The sequence below is a fragment of the Marinococcus halophilus genome, assembly GCF_002265875.1.
Classification (GTDB): domain Bacteria; phylum Bacillota; class Bacilli; order Bacillales; family Marinococcaceae; genus Marinococcus; species Marinococcus halophilus.
This window is the reverse complement of the sequence record NZ_NPFA01000015.1, coordinates 25,157-46,136: the sequence shown is the minus strand read 5'-3', so window position 1 is coordinate 46,136 and position 20,980 is coordinate 25,157. Positions and strand designations below refer to the sequence as shown.

At 47.7% G+C, this 20,980-nt stretch carries 20 protein-coding genes and 2 other annotated features (1 of these 22 only partly in view); all 20 genes read left to right on the top strand.

The genetic code is table 11. The annotated features are described in order from the left end of the window. Window positions 1-7, top strand: a binding site (T-box leader); it begins 211 nt to the left of the window's first position. Between the two features lie 89 nt (window positions 8-96). The 20 genes from epsC to rpsG all read left to right on the top strand — a co-directional run bounded on the left by epsC (window position 97) and on the right by rpsG (window position 20,970). Next, window positions 97-771 carry a serine O-acetyltransferase EpsC gene (gene epsC / locus CHL76_RS13685; protein ID WP_079475087.1) on the top strand — a complete coding sequence of 225 codons (675 nt, stop codon included), beginning with the start codon at window positions 97-99 and terminating at the stop codon, window positions 769-771. Further along, the gene (gene cysS, locus CHL76_RS13680; RefSeq protein WP_094908837.1) at window positions 771-2,165 is read left to right on the top strand and encodes a cysteine--tRNA ligase; all 1,395 of its coding nucleotides are present in this window, start codon (window positions 771-773) and stop codon (window positions 2,163-2,165) included. Before epsC ends, cysS begins: the two co-directional genes overlap by 1 nt. 1 nt (window position 2,166) lies before the next feature. Then, window positions 2,167-2,583, top strand: coding sequence for a Mini-ribonuclease 3 (locus CHL76_RS13675; RefSeq protein ID WP_079475089.1), 417 nt, complete (start codon window positions 2,167-2,169; stop codon window positions 2,581-2,583). Then, entirely contained in the window at window positions 2,580-3,332 is a 753-nt protein-coding gene (gene rlmB / locus CHL76_RS13670; RefSeq protein WP_079475090.1) for a 23S rRNA (guanosine(2251)-2'-O)-methyltransferase RlmB, read from the top strand. Before CHL76_RS13675 ends, rlmB begins: the two co-directional genes overlap by 4 nt. Further along, window positions 3,329-3,841: an NYN domain-containing protein gene (locus CHL76_RS13665; RefSeq protein WP_079475091.1), complete on the top strand. Its 513-nt coding sequence runs from the start codon at window positions 3,329-3,331 to the stop codon at window positions 3,839-3,841. The genes rlmB and CHL76_RS13665 overlap by 4 nt, the downstream gene beginning before the upstream one ends. A 79-nt stretch (window positions 3,842-3,920) precedes the next feature. Then, complete coding sequence (gene sigH / locus CHL76_RS13660) at window positions 3,921-4,571, top strand: RNA polymerase sporulation sigma factor SigH (protein ID WP_371862279.1); 651 nt, start codon at window positions 3,921-3,923, stop codon at window positions 4,569-4,571. Window positions 4,572-4,920: 349 nt separating this feature from the next. Then, a complete protein-coding gene (locus CHL76_RS13655) occupies window positions 4,921-5,748 on the top strand; it encodes an MIP/aquaporin family protein (protein ID WP_079475093.1) in 828 nt (275 codons plus the stop codon). Between the two features lie 33 nt (window positions 5,749-5,781). Continuing rightward, window positions 5,782-7,311, top strand: a complete 1,530-nt coding sequence (glpK, locus tag CHL76_RS13650) for a glycerol kinase GlpK (RefSeq protein WP_079475094.1) — start codon at window positions 5,782-5,784, stop codon at window positions 7,309-7,311. A 300-nt stretch (window positions 7,312-7,611) separates the two neighbouring features. Then, entirely contained in the window at window positions 7,612-7,809 is a 198-nt protein-coding gene (gene secE, locus CHL76_RS13645; RefSeq protein ID WP_022794453.1) for a preprotein translocase subunit SecE, read from the top strand. 55 nt (window positions 7,810-7,864) lie between these two features. After that, on the top strand, window positions 7,865-8,398 hold the full coding sequence (nusG, locus tag CHL76_RS13640) for a transcription termination/antitermination protein NusG (protein ID WP_022794454.1): 534 nt from the start codon (window positions 7,865-7,867) through the stop codon (window positions 8,396-8,398). Window positions 8,399-8,576: 178 nt separating this feature from the next. Beyond that, window positions 8,577-9,002, top strand: a complete 426-nt coding sequence (rplK, locus tag CHL76_RS13635; RefSeq protein WP_079475095.1) for a 50S ribosomal protein L11 — start codon at window positions 8,577-8,579, stop codon at window positions 9,000-9,002. Window positions 9,003-9,122: 120 nt separating this feature from the next. After that, on the top strand, window positions 9,123-9,821 hold the full coding sequence (rplA, locus tag CHL76_RS13630; protein WP_022794456.1) for a 50S ribosomal protein L1: 699 nt from the start codon (window positions 9,123-9,125) through the stop codon (window positions 9,819-9,821). A gap of 101 nt (window positions 9,822-9,922) precedes the next feature. Further along, window positions 9,923-10,078: a sequence feature (ribosomal protein L10 leader region), on the top strand. Window positions 10,079-10,122: 44 nt separating this feature from the next. Beyond that, window positions 10,123-10,626 (top strand): 50S ribosomal protein L10, encoded by a 504-nt coding sequence (gene rplJ, locus CHL76_RS13625; protein ID WP_094908836.1) that lies wholly within the window; start codon window positions 10,123-10,125, stop codon window positions 10,624-10,626. Window positions 10,627-10,678: 52 nt separating this feature from the next. After that, window positions 10,679-11,041, top strand: a complete 363-nt coding sequence (rplL, locus tag CHL76_RS13620; RefSeq protein WP_079475097.1) for a 50S ribosomal protein L7/L12 — start codon at window positions 10,679-10,681, stop codon at window positions 11,039-11,041. 104 nt (window positions 11,042-11,145) lie between these two features. Further along, on the top strand, window positions 11,146-11,742 hold the full coding sequence (locus CHL76_RS13615) for a class I SAM-dependent methyltransferase (protein WP_094908835.1): 597 nt from the start codon (window positions 11,146-11,148) through the stop codon (window positions 11,740-11,742). A 572-nt stretch (window positions 11,743-12,314) separates the two neighbouring features. Beyond that, a complete protein-coding gene (rpoB, locus tag CHL76_RS13605; protein ID WP_079475099.1) occupies window positions 12,315-15,854 on the top strand; it encodes a DNA-directed RNA polymerase subunit beta in 3,540 nt (1,179 codons plus the stop codon). Window positions 15,855-15,975: 121 nt separating this feature from the next. Beyond that, window positions 15,976-19,593 (top strand): DNA-directed RNA polymerase subunit beta', encoded by a 3,618-nt coding sequence (gene rpoC / locus CHL76_RS13600; RefSeq protein WP_079475100.1) that lies wholly within the window; start codon window positions 15,976-15,978, stop codon window positions 19,591-19,593. Between the two features lie 77 nt (window positions 19,594-19,670). Further along, window positions 19,671-19,922: a 50S ribosomal protein L7ae-like protein gene (locus CHL76_RS13595; protein ID WP_079475101.1), complete on the top strand. Its 252-nt coding sequence runs from the start codon at window positions 19,671-19,673 to the stop codon at window positions 19,920-19,922. 118 nt (window positions 19,923-20,040) lie between these two features. Further along, entirely contained in the window at window positions 20,041-20,460 is a 420-nt protein-coding gene (gene rpsL / locus CHL76_RS13590) for a 30S ribosomal protein S12 (protein ID WP_022794463.1), read from the top strand. 39 nt (window positions 20,461-20,499) lie between these two features. After that, window positions 20,500-20,970 carry a 30S ribosomal protein S7 gene (rpsG, locus tag CHL76_RS13585; RefSeq protein ID WP_079475102.1) on the top strand — a complete coding sequence of 157 codons (471 nt, stop codon included), beginning with the start codon at window positions 20,500-20,502 and terminating at the stop codon, window positions 20,968-20,970. The last annotated feature ends 10 nt before the right edge of the window (window positions 20,971-20,980 follow it).

The following is a 20,980-nucleotide window of genomic DNA, read 5'->3' as shown; positions in this document are numbered from 1 at the left end:
CTCTGTGCGAATTCGCACAGAGATGCTTTTTTTATTGATATACTAAGCATATAAATATGAGAGCTTGAGAGCAGGCATAGAAAGTGGGGAAGCACCATGTGGAAAACGCTGAAAAATGATTTGGACGTCGTGTTTGACCAGGATCCGGCGGCACGGAACCGTCTCGAAGTGGTCTTCACGTATGCAGGCGTACACGCTGTATGGTCTCATCGTTTCGCCCATTGGCTGTGGAAGAAAAAAATGTTTTTCTTTTCACGTGTAATTTCACAGCTCAGCCGTTTTATCACCGGGATCGAAATTCATCCTGGCGCTGTGGTTGGTGAACGGCTGTTTATCGACCATGGCATGGGGGTCGTGATCGGAGAAACGTGTGAAATTGGTGATAACGTCACGATTTTCCAGGGCGTCACTTTAGGCGGTACGGGCAAGGAAAAAGGCAAACGGCACCCGACGATTGAAGACCATGTATTGATCGCAAGCGGCGCCAAGGTGCTCGGTTCCATGACGATTGGAAAACACTCCCGCATCGGCGCAGGCTCGGTCGTATTAAACGAAGTGCCGCCAAATTCAACGGTTGTTGGCATTCCAGGGAAGGTGGTCGTTCAGGACGGGGTCAAAATCAACAGAAACTCCCTGGACCATCAGAATCTTCCGGACCCGGTGGCAGACAAGATTCGTTCACTCGAAGCGGAAATCGAAATGCTGAAAGAACGACTCCCGGAACACGAAAATGCAGACAATGAACAATCGGTGAAAGGAAGAGAGCAGTAATGGCCATTCATATATACAATTCATTAACCAATAAAAAAGAGCCGTTTCAGCCGATAGACCCGGACCGGATTACGATGTACGTTTGCGGGCCGACCGTGTACAATTACATTCATATCGGTAATGCACGTCCTGCTATTGTTTTTGATGCCGTCCGCCGCTATTTGAGCTACCGTGGTTACAACGTGTACTATGTGTCGAACTTTACTGACGTGGACGACAAGATTATTAAAGCTGCCCAGGAAATGAATGAAGAAGTACCGACGCTTGCTAACCGTTTTATCGATACGTACCTTGAAGACATCGAATCACTCGGAGTGGAAAAAGCGGATCTTCATCCACGGGCAACTGAAACCGTAGAAGAAATGGTTGAATTCATCGAACAGCTGATCGCAAAAGGATTTGCTTATGAATCAAACGGTGATGTGTATTATCGTACGAAGAAATTCAAGGAATACGGGAAGCTTTCCTCGCAGTCTGTCGGAGATCTGCAGATGGGTGCGCGGATTGAAATAGGCGAGCAGAAAGAGGACCCGATGGACTTCACGCTTTGGAAAAAAGCGAAAGAAAACGAAATTGCCTGGGACAGCCCGTGGGGTGAAGGGCGCCCGGGTTGGCATATTGAATGCTCTGCAATGGTGAAAAAGTATATGGGAGACACTATCGACATCCATGCCGGCGGCCAGGACTTAAAATTCCCCCATCATGAAAATGAAATTGCCCAGACTGAAGCATTAACCGGAAAACCGATGGCTCACTACTGGATGCATAACGGCTATATCAATATTAATAACGAAAAGATGTCGAAGTCGCTCGGTAATTTCGTGCTTGTGCATGACATGATCCAACAGCATGACCCGGAAGTAATCCGCTTTTTCATGATGCAGGCTCACTACCGCAATCCTATTAACTTTGATAACGATCTGCTTGAATCAGCAAGAGCCGGGTTGGAACGGCTGCGTTCAACGCTTGAAAATGTTAAACACCGCCGGAGCGAAAGCGTAAACGGGGGCAGCAGTGCAGGACAGGAAGCAGCCGAACGGGCCAAGGCTCGTTTTCTGGAGGAAATGGACGATGATTTCAACACAGCGAACGCTATCAGCGTGCTGTTTGATCTGGCCCGTGAAGCAAACAAATATATGCAGCAGCCACAGACGAGTATTGCTTCGCTGGACGCGATTGTTGAAACGATGACAGACATGGGGAGCGTGCTGGGCGTTTCGTTGGAAAGAGAAGAAGTAATGCTCGATGAAGATATCGAGAAGCTTCTCGAAGAGCGGGTGGCAGCAAGGAAAAATAAAAACTTTGCCCGTGCCGATGAAATCCGGGACCAGCTCGAGAATGATGGAATTTTATTAGAAGATACACCGCAGGGAACACGGTGGAAGAGGAAATAACATGATAAACTATAGTAAAGTAGACGAAAAACAGTTAAACGCTTTGGCGCTTGCATATATGGGAGATGCAGTGCTCGAAACCCATATCCGCCATTATTTAATTTCGGAAGGGAAAGTGCGGCCGCAGGAGCTGCATAAGCAGGCCACCTCCTACGTATCAGCTCAGGCCCAGGCGGAAGTGCTTCGGGCCATTTGGGACGAAGGGTATTTAACTGAAGAGGAAACAGCAGTTGCCAGGCGGGGACGAAATGCAAAATCCGGAAGCCTGCCCAAGAATGCGGATCTCGCCACCTATCGTATGAGTACTGCGTTTGAAGCGGTGCTTGGGTATCTATATTTTGCCGGCAGGCAGGAACGGGTAAGTGAAATCATTGCATTTGCGATAGACAAAATACAAGAAAGAGGCCGGTCATTATGAGCCAGGAATGGATTGCCGGGAAAAATCCTGTTATAGAAGCATTAAAAGCCGAACGGAAAATCGAAAAAATTATGATTGCAGACACCTCCAAAAAAGGGGCAGCACAGGAAATTCGTGCTCTGGCAGGAAAAAAGGGGATAACGGTTCAGGAAGTTTCAAAGAAAAAACTCGATGAGCTTGATGCAGGCGTCCATCAGGGAGTAGCGGCTGCGGTCCCTGCTTACCAGTATGCAGGACTGGATGATTTGTTCCGTACAGCAGAAAAGCAGAACGAGGATCCATTTTTTCTCGTGTTGGACGGTGTGGAAGATCCTCACAATCTGGGCTCCATGATACGAACAGCAAACGCCTCCGGTGTACATGGCGTCATCATTCCGAAAAGACGTGCGGCCGGCGTGACCCAGACCGTGGTAAAAACATCGGCGGGAGCAGTAGAGTATGTGCCGGTAGTCCGGGTGACAAACATCAATAAAACACTCGATGAATTAAAGGATAAAGGTCTTTGGGTAGCCGGGACGGGAACAGAAAATGCTTCTGATTACAGGGAGATGCAGGCGGAGATGCCGCTTGCGCTGGTCATTGGAAATGAAGGAAAGGGGCTGAGCCGGCTCGTAAAGGAATCCTGCGACTTCCTGATCCAGATCCCGATGCACGGTCCGGTTACTTCCTTGAACGCTTCCGTTGCCGGAGGTATTCTAATGTATGAAGTGCTGCGCAAGCGCCAGGAGAAGGGAAGGCATACACCATGAAGGACATTCTTCTCGTAGATGGGTACAATGTGATTGGCGACTGGCCGGAGCTGAAGCCGCTCCGTGCCGGACACCTGGAAGAAGCACGGGACCGCCTCATTGATGTGATGGCGGAGTACCAGGCGTATAAAGGATGGAGAGTTATCATTGTTTTTGATGCCCATATGGTCCCCGGAATCGGAAAAAACTATCAGCTGAAGCGCGTAGAAGTCGTATACACGAAGGAACACGAGACGGCCGACGAACGTATTGAAAAATTAGTCGGAGAGTTAAAAAACGTGGAAACAAGAGTGCACGTAGCCACCTCGGATTATGCGGAGCAATCAATGACGTTTGGGAGCGGAGCCTTAAGAAAATCAGCAAGGGAGCTCCGGCATGAAGCGAAGCTTGTCGAAAAGGGCATTGAAGAACAGCTCGCAAATCAAAAAAAAGCAATTCATAAGACTACTCTTCCTATCACGGAAGAAATGGCAGAAATTTTCGACAAATGGCGCAAAAGGGATCTGTAGGCAGTTGACGCTCTTATGAACACTCCGATATAATGGTTCCTATATTTATACTACTACGCGCATGGGCGGAGGGATTGTATTGAGTACAGACCTCAAGAAACCGGAACCACGTCAAACTACCCGAACCGAAGATGAAATACTGATTGAATTTGCACGTGCAGGCGATAACCAGGCATTAGAACGACTGATTGAGAAGTACCGGCATCTAGTGCGGGCGAAATCGCGATCGTATTTTCTCATCGGGGGAGATTATGAAGATATCATACAAGAAGGAATGATCGGGCTGTACAAAGCTGTACGAGATTTCCGGGGAGACAAATTATCCTCATTCCGTGCCTTTGCTGAACTATGCATTACAAGGCAGATCATTACAGCTATAAAGACGGCGACGAGACAGAAGCATTCGCCGCTGAACTCATATATCTCCCTGGATAAACCAGTGTATGAAGAAGACTCGGAACGCCCTCTGCTCGATATCTTAGTAGAGACCCACGCCAAAAGTCCGGAAGATTTGCTGATCATCCGGGAAAAGCATGAGGATATGGAAACGAAAATTGGCAGCGTGCTGAGCGAACTGGAGCAGCAGGTGCTGCAGCTTTACATCGATGGCCGTTCCTATCAGGAAATGTCTGGACTGCTTGGAAGAAGGAACAAATCGATCGATAATGCCCTTCAGCGAATCAAGCGAAAACTCGAAAATTGTGAAGAATGGAATGCGTTAATCTCTTGAAAGACGGGTTTTAAACGCTTTTTAATTTCAGAAAAGTCAAAAATAATTATGTGACAAGTTATTGACAGCGTTTTCTCACGGTGGTAAGATTTATTTAAGTTAATACGTTAGGTTGAGTATATGAAAGCCGCACACCATTCATTCCATTGGGATACGTGTGCGGCTTTTTGTAGGCTTTCCTGGTTACTTCCGAGGATTCATGCTACTTTTTATCCGTTGTTATGAAAGCGTTTTTCTGGAAAGTGACCAGGATTAAAGGTCTGGGTCTTGTGGCGCCGTAACAAATAATAAGACGAACCGCCTAACGTTATGACGATAAGTAAGCTTTAATAAAAAAGGAGGAAGAAGAATGTCTGTTTATTTAGCGGAGCTTATCGGTACGATGATTCTTATTATCTTTGGCGGCGGCGTAGTCGCAAACGTAAGTCTGAATAAATCCAAAGCTCAGGGTGCTGGCTGGATTGTTGTAGCACTTGGCTGGGGGTTTGCAGTGGCAATGGCCATCTATGCAGTAGGACAGTTCTCCGGGGCGCACATTAATCCGGCGGTAACGCTTGGCCTCGCTTCTGTTGGAGAGTTTGCGTGGGCACAGGTCCCGGGCTACATTATTGCTCAATTAATTGGTGCTGCATTAGGTGGCGTGGTAGTTTATCTTCACTTTCTCGGTCACTGGAAGGAAACAGAGGATTCGAATACAAAGCTTGGAGTGTTTTCGACCGACCCTGCTGTTCCGAACCGGTTTAACAATTTCCTGAGCGAGTTTATCGGTACAGCTGTTCTTGTCGGAGGTATTTTAGGTATTGGGGCCAACCAGTTCACAGAAGGATTAAATCCACTGATTGTCGGCTTTCTGATTCTCGCTATCGGCCTCTCTCTTGGTGGTACCACAGGATATGCCATCAACCCGGCCCGTGACCTTGGTCCTCGTATCGCACATGCGCTGCTGCCAATTCCGGGTAAAAGAGATTCCAACTGGTCCTATGCCTGGATCCCGGTAGTAGCCCCGGCTGCCGGTGGCGTGTTCGGTGCGATGGTTTACCGTTCATTCTTCTTGGGAGAAGGCGCAATGGCATTAATGATTTACTCGGTTGTCGTAGCCGTTTTCCTTGGAAGTTTGTACTACATGGGCAAACGCTCTGCGAAATCGATCATGTCCAACCCTGAAGTGAAAAACTAATACAACTTATATATGAAAAAGGAGATGAAGCGGATGGAGAAGAAATACATTCTAGCAATTGATCAGGGAACAACGAGCTCGCGTGCCATTATTTTTAACAAAGAAGGAGAAATAGTAGGCACGGCGCAGAGAGAGTTTAAGCAGTACTTTCCGAAGTCTGGCTGGGTAGAGCACAACGCCCAGGAAATTTGGACATCTGTACTAGCGGTGCTTGCAGAAGTGCTTGGGGAAAATGATATCCAGGCTGAAGAAATTAACGCAATTGGGATCACAAATCAGCGTGAGACAGCGGTTGTATGGGATAAACACACCGGGCGTCCTGTCTATAATGCAATTGTATGGCAGTCCCGCCAGACAATGGATATATGCAATGAGCTAAACGAGCAGGGATACGGGGAAATGTTCCGAAATAAAACCGGTCTTCTGATTGACGCGTACTTCTCGGGAACGAAAGTAAAGTGGATACTTGATAATGTAGAAGGCGCACGGGAAAAAGCAGACAATGGAGATCTTCTGTTTGGCACCATCGATACGTGGCTGATCTGGAAGCTCTCTGGGGGAAAAGCGCATGTAACGGACTATACGAACGCCGGGCGGACGCTTATGTACAACATTTATGACCTGCAGTGGGATGATGAGCTGCTTGACGTCCTTACCGTACCGAAGAGCATGCTTCCGGAAGTGCGTTCTTCTTCCGAGGTATATGCCAATACAGTAGATTACCACTTCTTCGGCCAGGAAGTTCCGATTGCAGGGGTAGCGGGAGACCAGCACGCTGCCCTGTTCGGCCAGGCCTGCTTTGAAAAAGGGATGGCAAAGAACACGTATGGCACCGGCTGCTTTATGCTGATGCATACTGGAGATAAGCCAGTGCCATCAAATAACGGACTCCTGACTACAATTGCCTGGGGAATTGACGGCAAGGTTGAATACGCTCTTGAAGGAAGCATTTTCGTAGCCGGCTCGGCTATTCAGTGGCTCCGGGATGGCCTGCGTATGTTTACAAACTCGCCGGACAGCCAGAAATACGCTGAGCGTGTAGATGATACGAACGGCGTGTATTTTGTACCGGCCTTCGTAGGACTTGGAGCCCCTTACTGGGATAGTGAAGCGCGCGGAGCCATCTTTGGCCTGAGCCGTGGAACGGAAAAAGAGCATTTTGTACGGGCGACCTTGGAGTCGCTTGCGTACCAGACAAAAGACGTGCTCGGAGCAATGGAAACGGATTCGGGTATTGAAGTGAAGTCTCTTCGTGTTGACGGCGGAGCGGTTTCAAATGATTTTCTGATGCAGTTCCAAAGTGATATTGTCGGCGTTCCTGTAGAGCGTCCGGCTGTGATTGAAACAACTGCGATGGGCGCAGCTTATTTAGCGGGGATCGCCACTGGCTTCTGGAGCAGTAAAGAAGAAGTGAAAAAGCAGTGGAAAAAAGAAAAGCAATTTGAGCCGCAGATTAATGAAGATACAAGAACAGAATTGTACGACGGCTGGAAAGAAGCGGTGGATGCCACAAGGGCATTCAAGCCGGGAAAAAAGAAAACCACAGCCCAGTCAGCTAATTAAAAATCATGAAAGGACCGGTGCTCCTCAGGGGCGCCGGTTTTTATATGCCTGTTAATTTCTCCTTGATTATAGCGCAGAAGTTGTTTATGATTGATATTGGTAGAAATATATGTGCGCCTAAAGCAAACAGACCGCAGAGCCCTTAGGAGCGGCTGTTTTTTTAATGGTTGAAAACAAGCAGGACGGAAGAAGCCTGACGGTACATGTGATACAGAAACAGATGCAGATACATTGTTCTTCATATGAGACTTCATACTAATAATTTTATGACCGTTAACACCGGTTGATGGAGGTGGCTGCATGGCTGGGGGTACGAAAAAAAGCCCTATCCGCTTTCTCAAAGAAGTAGGACAGGAAATGAAGCGTGTTACATGGCCGACACGCAAAGAGCTAACGAAATATACAATTGTCACGGTGCTGACTGTCATCTTTTTTGTTATCTATTTTGCCGTTATCGATTTAGGGCTTTCTGAGCTTGTTCGTATATTTTTGGAGTAGCAACGGTTGAACGTTTGGAATAAAGGAGGGAAGGGGCTTAGTTCCCACTCTAGATATGGAAAAAAGCTGGTATGTAGTCCATACTTATTCGGGCTATGAAAACAAAGTAAAAACGAACCTGGAAAAACGGGTGGAATCCATGGGGATGACGGATAAAATTTTCCGTGTACTGGTGCCGGTGGAAGAAGAAACGGAAACCAAAAACGGAAAAAGCAAGACAGTCTCCAAAAAGGTTTTCCCCGGGTATGTCATCGTTGAAATGGTAATGACAGATGACTCCTGGTACGTAGTCCGCAACACCCCGGGAGTAACTGGGTTTATCGGCTCTACGGGAGCTGGCTCGAAGCCAACGCCGCTTTTGCCGGACGAAGTAGATACCATTCTCGGCCAAATGGGCGAGAAAGAACCGAAGGCTGAAGTTGATTTTGAACTTAAAGAAGCGGTGAAGGTAACTGAAGGGCCGTTTGCCGACTTCACGGGAACGGTGGAAGAAATCAATGCCGAGAAACAGAAGGTCAAAGTTTATGTAAATATGTTCGGCCGCGAAACTCCGGTTGAGCTGGAATTTACCCAAGTAGAAAAAATATAGGTCCGGCTTGTATTTTCTCTTTCTCATGAATTGACCATTGCTTATTTTGGTTTCAGGTGATAAAATTATCCTGTTTGGTATTGAAAGATATCATAGCCTAAAGCACATGGTGTTTTAGAATGAGTGGGAGGATGCATTGTATCCGGCTACCACATCACGGACGAAGGAGGTGTGTCGCGTGGCTAAAAGAGTCGAGAAGGTTGTTAAACTTCAAATTCCGGCTGGTAAAGCGAACCCGGCACCACCGGTAGGCCCAGCGCTTGGTCAAGCCGGTGTGAATATCATGGGATTCTGTAAAGAATTCAACGCTCGTACACAAGAGCAGACAGGAACAATCATTCCTGTAGAAATCAGTGTCTATGAAGACCGTTCGTTCACTTTTATTACGAAAACTCCGCCAGCCCCTGTACTTCTTAAAGAAGCAGCAGGCATTAAAGGCGGTTCCGGTGAGCCTAACCGTAACAAAGTTGGTTCAGTAACCCGGGATCAGGTTCGTGAAATTGCTGAGACGAAAATGCAGGATTTAAACGCATCTGACGTTGAATCAGCAATGCGTATGGTTGAAGGAACAGCCCGCAGCATGGGCTTAAACGTTGAAGACTAATTGAAAGATTTGCCTTGCTGAAGGTTGTGTGGACGCCTCTGACGCTTTTGCCGAAGGGACGGCTCGCAACCTTTACTAGTGGGAGGTCTTACCGTTAAACCACAACAAGGAGGAAAAACAATGCCTAAAAGAGGTAAAAAATACCGCGAGGCGGCGCAGCTCATCGACCAGGAGCAGCAGTACAATGCTGAAGAGGCGATTGAGCTTGCGAAGAAAACATCGATCGTAAATTTTGATGCAACGGTAGAAGTAGCGTTTCGTCTTGGAATTGACCCGCGTAAAAACGATCAGCAGATCCGTGGCGCGATCGTCCTTCCAAACGGAACAGGAAAAAGCCAGCGCGTGCTCGTTTTTGCTAAAGGCGAAAAAGCTCAGGAAGCAGAAGCGGCCGGCGCTGATTATGTAGGAGAAGAAGATCTGGTGAACCGTGTGCAGCAAGGATGGTTTGACTTTGATGCAGTAGTAGCCACTCCGGACATGATGGCCCAGGTAGGTAAATTGGGCCGTACCCTTGGACCGAAAGGCCTTATGCCTAATCCAAAAACCGGTACGGTGACAATGGACGTTACAAAAGCTGTTGAAGAAATTAAAGCAGGTAAAGTGGAATACCGTGTCGATAAGTCCGGTAATATCCATGCGCCAATTGGCAAAGTATCTTTTGATACTGCAAGCCTGGTGGAAAACTTCAACACAGTTGCCGACGCGCTTCAAAAAGCAAAGCCGGCAGCAGCTAAAGGAACGTACATGAGAGGCGTTGCTGTAACGACTTCCATGGGTCCTGGCGTGAAAGTAAGCACTTCTTCGTTAAAATTCGCATAAATTAAACAGCAATATTTTTGTTTGCCGGCAGCGCCCGGGTGATCTTGAAAAAGCTCTTGACCCGGACGCTGCTTCCATTTATACTAAATGACGGATCAGCCAACAATTTTATATTGTTGCCGCAGACAGCAGGAGTGCACTGCACTTAAATTATCCTGCCGAGGTACCATTCCTATACATTGAACGCCTTAGAGCGTTTTACGGGAGTAGTGTCTTCGTGTCTGCTAATTTAGACAGGAAGATTTTTTAATGTCTGCGGTCGCGGACGGCAAACAATAAAGAATGGCAGGAGGTGGAACGGATGAGCAAAGTTATCGAACAAAAACAGGCGGTTGTTGATGAAATCGCAGCAAAGCTGAAAGACAGCGTGTCGACCGTATTGGTAGACTATCGCGGCCTGGACGTGTCGGAAATTACGGAATTACGTGCGCAGCTTCGTGAAGCAGACGTTGATTTCAAAGTGTATAAAAACACAATGGCGCGTCGTGCGGCAGAAGACGTGAATCTGAAAGACGAGTTGAACGAATACCTGGTAGGCCCTACAGCTATTGCAACAAGCGCAGAGGACGCAGTAGCACCGGCAAAAGTATTGTACAATTTCGCTAAAGATCACGAAGCGCTGGAGATTAAAACGGGTGTCATTGAAGGCAGCGTTGTTTCCCAGGAGCAGATCAAGGAATTGGCAAGCCTTCCATCCCACGATGGACTTGTGGCTATGCTGCTTAGCGTTATGCAGGCGCCAATCCGTAACTTCGCACTGGCTACAAAAGCAGTGGCAGAGCAAAAAGAAGAAGAGAGCGCCTAATAATTTAGGGTTTTTGACAGGTTAAACATTAATACTAAGAGGAGGATTATCCATGAGTAATCAAGAAATGATTGATGCAATTAAGGAAATGTCCGTTCTGGAATTGAACGAATTAGTAAAAGCAATTGAAGAAGAATTCGGCGTAACAGCAGCTGCACCAGTAGCAGCTGGCGGTGGCGGCGGTGAAGTCGTTGAGGAAGAGCAAACAGAATTCGACGTAGTACTCGAAAGCGCTGGTTCTTCTAAAATCAACGTCATCAAAGTTGTCCGTGAAATTACCGGTCTTGGCTTGAAAGAAGCTAAAGCACTAGTAGACGGAGCACCTGAAACATTAAAAGAAGGCGTATCTAAAGAAGACGCTGAAGAAATGAAAGGTCAACTCGAAGAAGCAGGCGCTTCTATCGAATTGAAGTAAGGGTTCGATCAACTCATCCGCACAGCTGCGGATGAGTTTTTTGTTGCAATAAATGTCTGGATCCTGCTATGATAATATTCCAATAATTAGAACGGAGCGATGCTATGAGCGGTGAACAATATTTTCATGCAAGTCCAAGTGCGGCAAGTGATGAAAAAGTTATCCACGCAAAGCTTAGGGGCAGAGACTGGTCATTCGTGACAGACAGCGGAGTCTTCTCGAAACAAACAGTGGATTTTGGTACAGAAACGCTGCTCGAAGCCTTTGAATGGCCGGATGTAGATGGAGACATTGTAGACATTGGCTGCGGTTACGGTGTAGTGGGAGTAACTCTTGCTAAGGAAACGGCCCGAAATGTGCTGCTTTTTGACATCAATCAACGCGCGGTAGAATTGGCAAAAAGAAACATTCAGCGGCATCAGGCTGAAAATGCCGAAGCCGCAGAAAGCGATCTATTCAATGCCTATGAAGGCGGGGCAGCAGCGATTTTGACAAACCCACCTATCAGAGCTGGAAAGAAAGTGGTGCACCAACTGTTCGAGGAAGCTTTTGAAGCATTGAGGCCAGGTGGTGAATGTTGGATTGTCATCCAGAAAAAGCAGGGGGCTCCTTCAGCGAAAGAAAAACTTAACGAACTGTTTCCGGTTGTGAAAAATGTAAAAAAAAATAAAGGATATTATATTTTCCGTGCGCGTAAATAAACAGCACCATCAGAAGTTGACGGTGCTGTTTTGATATGGTATTATAATTTAATGCGTATAAGTATCCATTAGTACCAAACTACATGCAATATTCTACTTATTAAATCAGGTGATACCGTAAGAAGTATCATCCATTTCTTTTCTATATGCCACTTCACGGCTGAGCTGGATTACGGTTGCAGCAAGCTTATCCATTAAAATGAGAACGTTTGTGCTTTTGATTCCTTCTTATTCTAACACATTCGAATAAGAAATGGGAGAATCGATCGTAATAAGTATTAGGAAAAACAATTTCATTTAAGATGAACAACATGAGTCAGGGAGAAGCGGTCATCGTTCTCAAGCTAGCTATTCGGTTTGTGAAAAAAATTACATCGACGGCGTTTGTGTACGCGGACTGTTCTCTGTGTTCTGATACGCTGAAGAATTCATCAGAGCAGAAAGAGCCGTCCGTCTACATGACGACGCGTCTCTGCATTTATCACTATTTAGCTATATTACCGATAATTGCCTTGGAAAAACGCTTGTTTTAAAACGAGCGGATATCATGCGAGATTTGAGGGGTGAATCTGTTGTCAAGTCAACTTATTCAATTTGGACGTCACCGCCAGCGGAGAAGCTATGCCCGAATCAATGAAGTATTGGACCTTCCCAACCTCATTGAGATTCAGACGGCTTCTTATCAATGGTTTCTAGATGAAGGGATTCGCGAAATGTTTCAGGACATCTCGCCGATTGAAGATTTTACCGGAAACTTGGTGCTAGAATTCATCGATTACAATTTGGGAGAACCAAAATATCCAATCGATGAATCAAAAGAACGCGATGCCACATACTCTGCACCACTTCGCGTCAAGGTCCGCCTGATGAACAAGGAGACTGGCGAAGTAAAAGAGCAGGAAGTATTTATGGGCGATTTCCCGCTTATGACCGACACAGGTACATTTGTAATAAACGGGGCTGAGCGTGTTATCGTATCCCAGCTCGTACGTTCACCAAGCGTATATTTTAACAATAAAGTAGACAAAAACGGCAAGCGTGGCTACACTGCGACTGTTATTCCGAATCGCGGTGCATGGCTCGAGCTTGAAACAGATGCGAAAGACGTCGTTCACGTTCGTATTGACCGTACCCGGAAAATCCCGGTTACCGTGCTTCTTCGCGCACTTGGCTTTGGTTCCGACCAAGAGATTATCGATCTTTTGGGCGAAGATCAATACCTGCGGAATACGCTCGAAAAAGACAATACTGAAGGCAGCGAAAAAGCTCTTCTCGAAATTTATGAACGTCTCCGCCCTGGGGAACCGCCAACGGTGGATAGCGCGAAAAGCTTATTAAACACGCGCTTTTTTGATCCGAAACGGTATGATCTCGCAAATGTCGGACGTTATAAAATGAATAAAAAGCTCCATATCCAAAATCGTTTATTCAATCAGCGTTTAGCAGAAACGCTTGCTGATCCAGAAACGGGAGAAGTCATTGCTGAGGCTGGCACGATGCTCGACCGCCGGGCCCTGGACCGTCTCATGCCGTATCTGGAAAATAACCTTGGATTTAAACGGTACACCGTTTCCGGTGGAGTGGTGGAAGATGCAGATTTGGACGTACAATCTATTAAGATTTATGCAGATGACGGTCAAGGCGAAGACCGTGAAATTAACGTAATCAGTAATGGGAACATTGATCTTGAAACGAAGAATATTACGCCTGAAGACATGATTGCCTCGGTAAACTATTTCTTCAACCTTCTTCACGGCGTCGGCCGGACTGATGACATTGACCATTTGGGTAATCGTCGTCTCCGTTCTGTCGGGGAACTGCTTCAAAACCAGTTCCGTATCGGACTTTCCCGTATGGAGCGTGTGGTACGTGAGCGCATGTCTATCCAGGACCCAAGCTCCATCACGCCGCAGGCGCTTATCAATATTCGTCCGGTAATCGCTTCTATTAAAGAGTTCTTTGGCAGCTCGCAGCTGTCCCAGTTTATGGACCAGACAAATCCTTTGGCTGAACTGACGCACAAACGCCGTCTGTCAGCGCTCGGACCGGGCGGATTGACCCGCGAACGTGCCGGTTTTGAAGTCCGTGACGTGCACTACTCCCACTACGGGCGTATGTGCCCGATTGAAACGCCGGAAGGACCGAACATCGGCCTGATTAACTCTTTGTCAAGCTACGCCAAGGTAAATAAGTTCGGCTTTATCGAAACAGCTTACCGCCGTGTAGACCCGGATACGGGAGTGGTCACCGAGCAGTGTGATTATCTTACTGCTGATGAAGAAGATAACTACGTAGTCGCTCAGGCGAACGCTTCACTTGCTGAAGACGGCACGTTTGCCGACGATGAAGTTATCGCCCGTTTCCGAGGAGACAACACCATCGTGCCGAAAGAAAAAATCGACTATATGGACGTTTCACCGAAGCAGGCAGTTTCTGCTGCAACGGCGTGTATTCCATTCCTCGAAAATGACGACTCCAACCGGGCATTGATGGGAGCGAACATGCAGCGTCAGGCAGTGCCGCTTCTTGAGCCGGAAGCACCTCTTGTAGGTACCGGCATGGAATACGTTTCAGCAAAGGATTCAGGGGCTGCCATCATCGCCCGTCACAAAGGCGTAGTTGAGCGGGCGTCCGCACGTGAAATCTGGATCCGCCGCATTGAAGATGTGGACGGAGAAGAAGTAGAAACAGATATCGATAAATATCGTATGATGAAATACGTTCGTTCCAACCAGGGAACAAGCTATAACCAGCGTCCGATCGTTAAAGACGGGGACCGTATAGAAAAAGGCGAAGTCCTTGCAGACGGTCCATCGATGGATAACGGGGAAATGGCATTGGGGCGTAACGTCTTAACTGCCTTTATGACCTGGGACGGCTATAACTATGAAGACGCCGTTATCCTGAGTGAACGGGTAGTAAAAGACGATGTCTACACTTCCATTCACGTAGATGAATACGAGTCAGAAGCCCGCGATACCAAGCTCGGACCGGAGGAAATCACCCGCGATATTCCAAACGTTGGGGAAGAAGCGCTGAAGGACCTCGATGACCGCGGTATTATCCGCGTCGGGGCGGAAGTGAAGGATGGCGACATTCTTGTCGGGAAAGTAACGCCGAAAGGCATGACAGAGCTTTCCGCAGAAGAGCGTCTGCTTCATGCGATCTTCGGGGAAAAAGCCCGCGAAGTACGGGACACTTCGCTTCGTGTTCCACACGGGGCAGACGGCATTGTACTCGACGTAAAAATCTTTAACCGTGAAGACGGAGATGAACTTCCACCGGGAGTGAATCAGCTTGTCCGGGTATATCTCGTGCAGAAGCGTAAGATTCATGAAGGGGATAAAATGGCCGGTCGTCACGGAAACAAAGGTGTTATTTCCCGTATTCTTCCAGAGGAAGATATGCCTTACCTGCCGGACGGAACACCGATTGATCTTATGCTGAACCCTCTCGGGGTGCCTTCGCGTATGAATATCGGACAGGTGCTTGAAATGCACCTGGGCATGGCGGCCCGTTCCCTGAACCTTCACATGGCAACACCGGTATTTGACGGTGCCCGTGAAGAAGATGTTTGGGAAACGATTCAGGAAGCTGGTCTCGCCCGGGACGGAAAGACCGTATTGTATGACGGGCGTACAGGGGAAACCTTTGACAACCGTATTTCAGTCGGGGTCATGTATATGATCAAACTGGCCCACATGGTGGACGACAAGCTTCACGCCCGTTCGACCGGACCTTACTCTCTTGTTACCCAGCAGCCGCTTGGTGGTAAAGCGCAGTTCGGCGGCCAGCGTTTCGGGGAAATGGAAGTATGGGCTCTTGAAGCGTACGGAGCAGCTTATACGCTGCAGGAAATTCTTACGGTGAAATCCGACGACGTTGTCGGCCGTGTGAAAACGTACGAAGCGATTGTTAAAGGGGAAAATGTGCCGGAGCCTGGCGTTCCCGAGTCATTTAAAGTTCTGATTAAAGAGCTTCAAAGCCTTGGCATGGACGTGAAAATGCTTTCGAGCAATGAAGAGGAAATCGAAATGAAAGAGCTCGATGATGAAGATGAACAACCCGGAGATAACTTGAATCTTAGAATCGAGTCCACGGAAAACGCATAAGGTCTCATCGGTAAAACGGAGAAGACGGGGTGTCTAATTAAAAGCTATATGGCTTTTGTAGGCACCTCTTGTCCCTCTTTCAGCCATGCCACCTTTAAAGATTGAAAGGGAGGTCGACCTCTTGATAGACGTCAATAACTTTGAATATATGAAAATTGGACTTGCCTCTCCGGAAAAAATTCGTTCCTGGACACACGGTGAAGTGAAAAAGCCAGAAACGATTAACTACCGGACGTTAAAACCGGAAAAAGACGGACTGTTCTGTGAGCGTATTTTTGGTCCGACAAAAGACTGGGAATGCCACTGCGGTAAATACAAGCGTATTCGCTATAAAGGCGTAGTCTGCGACAGGTGCGGGGTAGAAGTCACTCGTTCAAAAGTGCGCCGGGAACGCATGGGCCATATTGAACTTGCAGCCCCTGTATCTCACATTTGGTACTTTAAAGGTATCCCAAGCCGTATGGGACTGGTCCTTGATATGTCCCCGCGTTCCCTCGAAGAAGTTATTTACTTTGCTTCCTATACAGTAACGGAGCCGGGGGAAACGCCGCTTGAATACAAACAGCTGCTTTCCGAAAGAGAATACCGGGCATATTACGATAAGTACGGCAAAACCTTCTCCGCTCAGATGGGTGCAGAAGCCATCCGCAAGCTTCTTCAGGATATTGATCTTGAAAAAGAAGTGCACGGCTTAAAAGGCGAACTTGAAACAGCGCAGGGCCAACGCCGTACTCGGGCGATCAAGCGCCTGGAAGTGCTTGAAGCGTTCCGTCACTCCGGCAACCATCCAGCATGGATGATCCTTGACGTTCTCCCGGTTGTTCCTCCGGAAATTCGTCCAATGGTTCAGTTGGACGGCGGCCGGTTTGCCACCTCTGACCTGAACGATTTGTATCGCCGTGTTATTAACCGGAACAACCGTTTAAAACGTCTTCTTGATCTGGGAGCACCGAGCATCATTGTGCAAAACGAAAAGCGTATGCTTCAGGAAGCTGTCGATGCTTTAATTGACAACGGCCGCCGCGGCCGTCCGGTCACAGGTCCAGGCAACCGTCCGCTAAAATCTCTTTCTCATATGCTGAAAGGGAAACAGGGCCGGTTCCGTCAGAACCTTCTCGGCAAACGTGTCGACTATTCCGGACGTTCGGTTATTGTGGTTGGGCCGAGCCTGAAAATGTATCAGTGCGGACTTCCAAAAGAAATGGCGCTTGAGCTGTTCAAGCCATTTGTAATGAAAGAGCTCGTAAACCGAAGCCTCGCGCACAACATTAAAAGTGCGAAACGGAAAGTAGAGCGTGTGCATCCGGAAGTCTGGGATGTGCTTGAGGACGTTATCCGTGAACATCCAGTTCTTTTGAACCGTGCACCGACGCTTCACCGTCTCGGTATTCAGGCATTCGAACCGACGCTGGTTGAGGGTCGTGCCATTAAGCTCCACCCGCTCGTTTGTACAGCGTACAACGCCGACTTTGACGGGGACCAGATGGCTGTGCACGTTCCGCTTTCAGCAGAAGCGCAGGCAGAAGCCCGCGTGCTTATGCTTGCAGCGCAGAATATCTTGAACCCTAAGGATGGTAAACCAGTTGTTACACCATCCCAGGACATGGTACTTGGAAACTACTACCTGACGCTTGAACGTGAAAACGCCATGGGTGAAGGCTCTATCTTTAACGATATAAAAGAAGTGCTCACTGCTTATCAAAATGGCTATGTGCACCTGCATACCCGTATTGCTTTGCCGGTTCGTGCGTTAAATAAAACTAACTTCAGTGAAGAAGAGATGAGTAAGCTCGTCTTAACGACACCAGGAAAGCTTATATTTAATGAAATTCTTCCAACGTCCTTCCCTTACGTGAACGAGCCGACAGCATTGAACCTGGAAGAAGAGCTTCCGGAAAAATATGTAGTGCCAAGCACGACAGATGTTAAAGAAGAATTTAAAAACCGAGAACTCATTCCGCCGTTTAAAAAAGGCTTTTTGGGTGACATCATTGCAGCGGTGTTTAAAAACTTCCAGATTATCGAAACATCGAAAATGCTTGACCGCATGAAGGATCTCGGTTTCCATTACTCTACAAAAGCTGGGATTACGGTTGGGATTTCCGACATTGTTGTACTTCCGGACAAGCAGGATGTACTAGAGGATTCTGAAGAACAGGTCTCGAAGGTAATGAAGCAATTCCGGCGCGGTTTGATTACCGAAGAGGAACGCTATGACAAAATTATCAGCATCTGGGGCGGCGCTAAGGATGTTATCCAGGACAAGCTTATGGGTACGCTTGATATACGGAACCCTATATTTATGATGAGTGACTCTGGTGCGCGTGGTAACGCCTCGAACTTCACGCAGCTTGCTGGGATGCGCGGACTGATGGCCAATCCATCCGGGCGCATCATCGAACTCCCGATCAAATCAAGTTTCCGTGAGGGGCTTACGGTGCTTGAATACTTTATTTCCACGCACGGTGCCCGTAAAGGTCTGGCCGACACAGCGCTTAAAACTGCCGATTCGGGTTATCTGACCCGTCGTCTTGTGGACGTGGCCCAGGACGTTATCATCCGTGAAGACGACTGCGGCACTGACCGCGGGCTTTCGGTAGCGACGCTCCGTGAAGGTAATGAAATCATTGAAAAACTTCAGGATCGCCTGATCGGCCGGGTAGCCTTTGAAACAGTGCGCCATCCTGAAACAGACGAAGTATTGGCTCAAAAGGGCGAGCTTCTAAATGAAGATTCGGCCCGTATTATCGAAGAAGCCGGCGTCGAAAAAGTTGTTATCCGCTCTGTCTTTACGTGCGATACGCACCACGGCGTCTGCAAAAAATGCTACGGCCGTAATCTTGCTACAGGAGCCGACGTTGAAGTGGGCGAAGCAGTAGGGATCATTGCTGCCCAGTCTATCGGTGAGCCGGGCACACAGCTTACCATGCGTACGTTCCATACAGGCGGCGTAGCCGGGGACGACATCACCCAGGGTCTTCCTCGTATTCAGGAGCTTGTTGAAGCCCGTAATCCTAAAGGGCAGGCTGTCATTTCTGAACTCTCCGGCGAAATTGTCGATGTGAAAGATCTGACGGATAAGAAAGAAGTGACGGTGCAGGGGCCGCTTGAAAGCCGTTCCTACACTACACCATATGGCGCCCGTCTCCGGGTGGGAGTAGGCGACCAAGTGGAAGTAGGGCAGGCTCTTACAGAAGGTTCTATCGATCCGAAAGAGCTGTTGAAAGTAACCGGGCTCGACCAGGTGCAGCAGTATCTTCTGAAAGAAGTGCAGAAGGTATACAGCATGCAGGGCGTGGAAATTGGCGACAAGCACATCGAAGTGATGGTTCGTCAAATGTTCCGTAAAATCCGGATTACCGACTCTGGTAATACAGATGCTCTGCCTGGCAGTCTGGTAGAGGTGCATGCGTTTGAAAAAGCTAATCGCGAAGCACTTCAAAAACACCATCAGCCAGCCGTTGGCCAGCCGGTCATTCTTGGTATTACGAAAGCATCGCTTGAAACGGATTCCTTCCTTTCAGCTGCTTCGTTCCAAGAAACCACAAGAATTCTTACGGACGCGGCAATTCGTGGCAAGCGCGACGAGCTGTTAGGCTTAAAAGAGAACGTTATTATCGGGAAATTAGTTCCAGCGGGTACCGGTATGCAGCGTTACCGCAGCCTCGAACAGGTTGTCCCGGAAGAAGCTGTGCAGGAAATGCAGGAATCAGGCGAAGAAGTATATTCGTCGGAATGAAATAGTGTTGACATCGCAAAAACGCGGTGATATGCTATCTAAGGTGCGTTAAGCTCCTGTGCTTTGGAGGATGAATGATGTCTTATGAAAAAGTAACACAGGCTGACGAAGTTTTAATTGGAACTAAACAAACGCTTAAAGCGATTGAACATGGCACAGCTTCCGAAATCATTGTGGCAGCAGATGCAGCTGTAGAAATTCAGCAGCGCATTCTTAAAGCGGCAAATGAAAGCAGTGTTTCCATCCAGTTTGTCGATTCGATGAAAAAACTTGGAAAAGCTTGCGGAATTGATGTAGGAGCGGCTACGATCGCTTTAAAAAAGCAATAACGAGTTTTTGCTGGTGGGGTTTTCGGACCTCATTGGCAAAAACTTTCATTTTGCTTATCAATGAACCACCTGGAACGGTGGTCTTGAAATAACTTAGTCGGAAAGGAGGAAAACAACTATGCCAACTATTAATCAGCTGGTTCGTAAAGGCCGTCAGATGAAGACTAAAAAGACTGATTCTCCGGCGTTGAACCGAGGTTACAATAGCTTGCGTAAAGTCCCAACAGATCAAAATGCTCCGCAAAAACGTGGTGTATGTACTCGTGTAGGCACACTTACCCCGAAGAAGCCAAACTCGGCTCTTCGTAAGTATGCACGTGTTCGCCTGACTAACCAAATCGAGGTTACAGCATACATTCCTGGTATTGGCCACAATCTCCAGGAGCACAGTGTAGTATTGATCCGTGGAGGCCGTGTTAAGGACCTTCCTGGTGTGCGTTATCACGTTGTTCGTGGCGCCCTTGATACTGCCGGCGTACAAAACCGCATGCAAAGCCGTTCCAAATACGGAACTAAGCGCGGGAAGAAAAAGAAATAATAACAGCTAATTCATAATATAAAGAAAGGAGGAGGATTTATGTCTCGTAAAGGACCAGCACCACGCCGTGATGTTCTGCCTGATCCTATTTATAACTCCAAGCTTGTTACTCGTATGATCAACCGTGTAATGAATGATGGTAAAAAAGGAAAAGCGCAAAATATCCTATACAGAGCATTTAACCTCGTACAGGAGCGTTCCGGTCAGGATCCGATGGAAGTTTTCGATCAGGCCATGAAAAACGTTATGCCTGTATTGGAAGTAAAAGCCCGCCGCGTAGGGGGAGCTAACTATCAAGTACCAATCGAAGTTAAACCAGACCGTCGTACCACTCTGGCACTTCGTTGGATCGTAAGCTACGCCCGTCTTCGTGGAGAGAAAACCATGGAAGAGCGTCTTGCAAATGAAATTCTTGATGCTTCCAACAACACAGGATCTGCTGTTAAGCGTCGTGAAGATACTCATCGTATGGCTGAAGCAAACAAAGCGTTTGCTCACTACCGCTGGTAAGCAATACTGC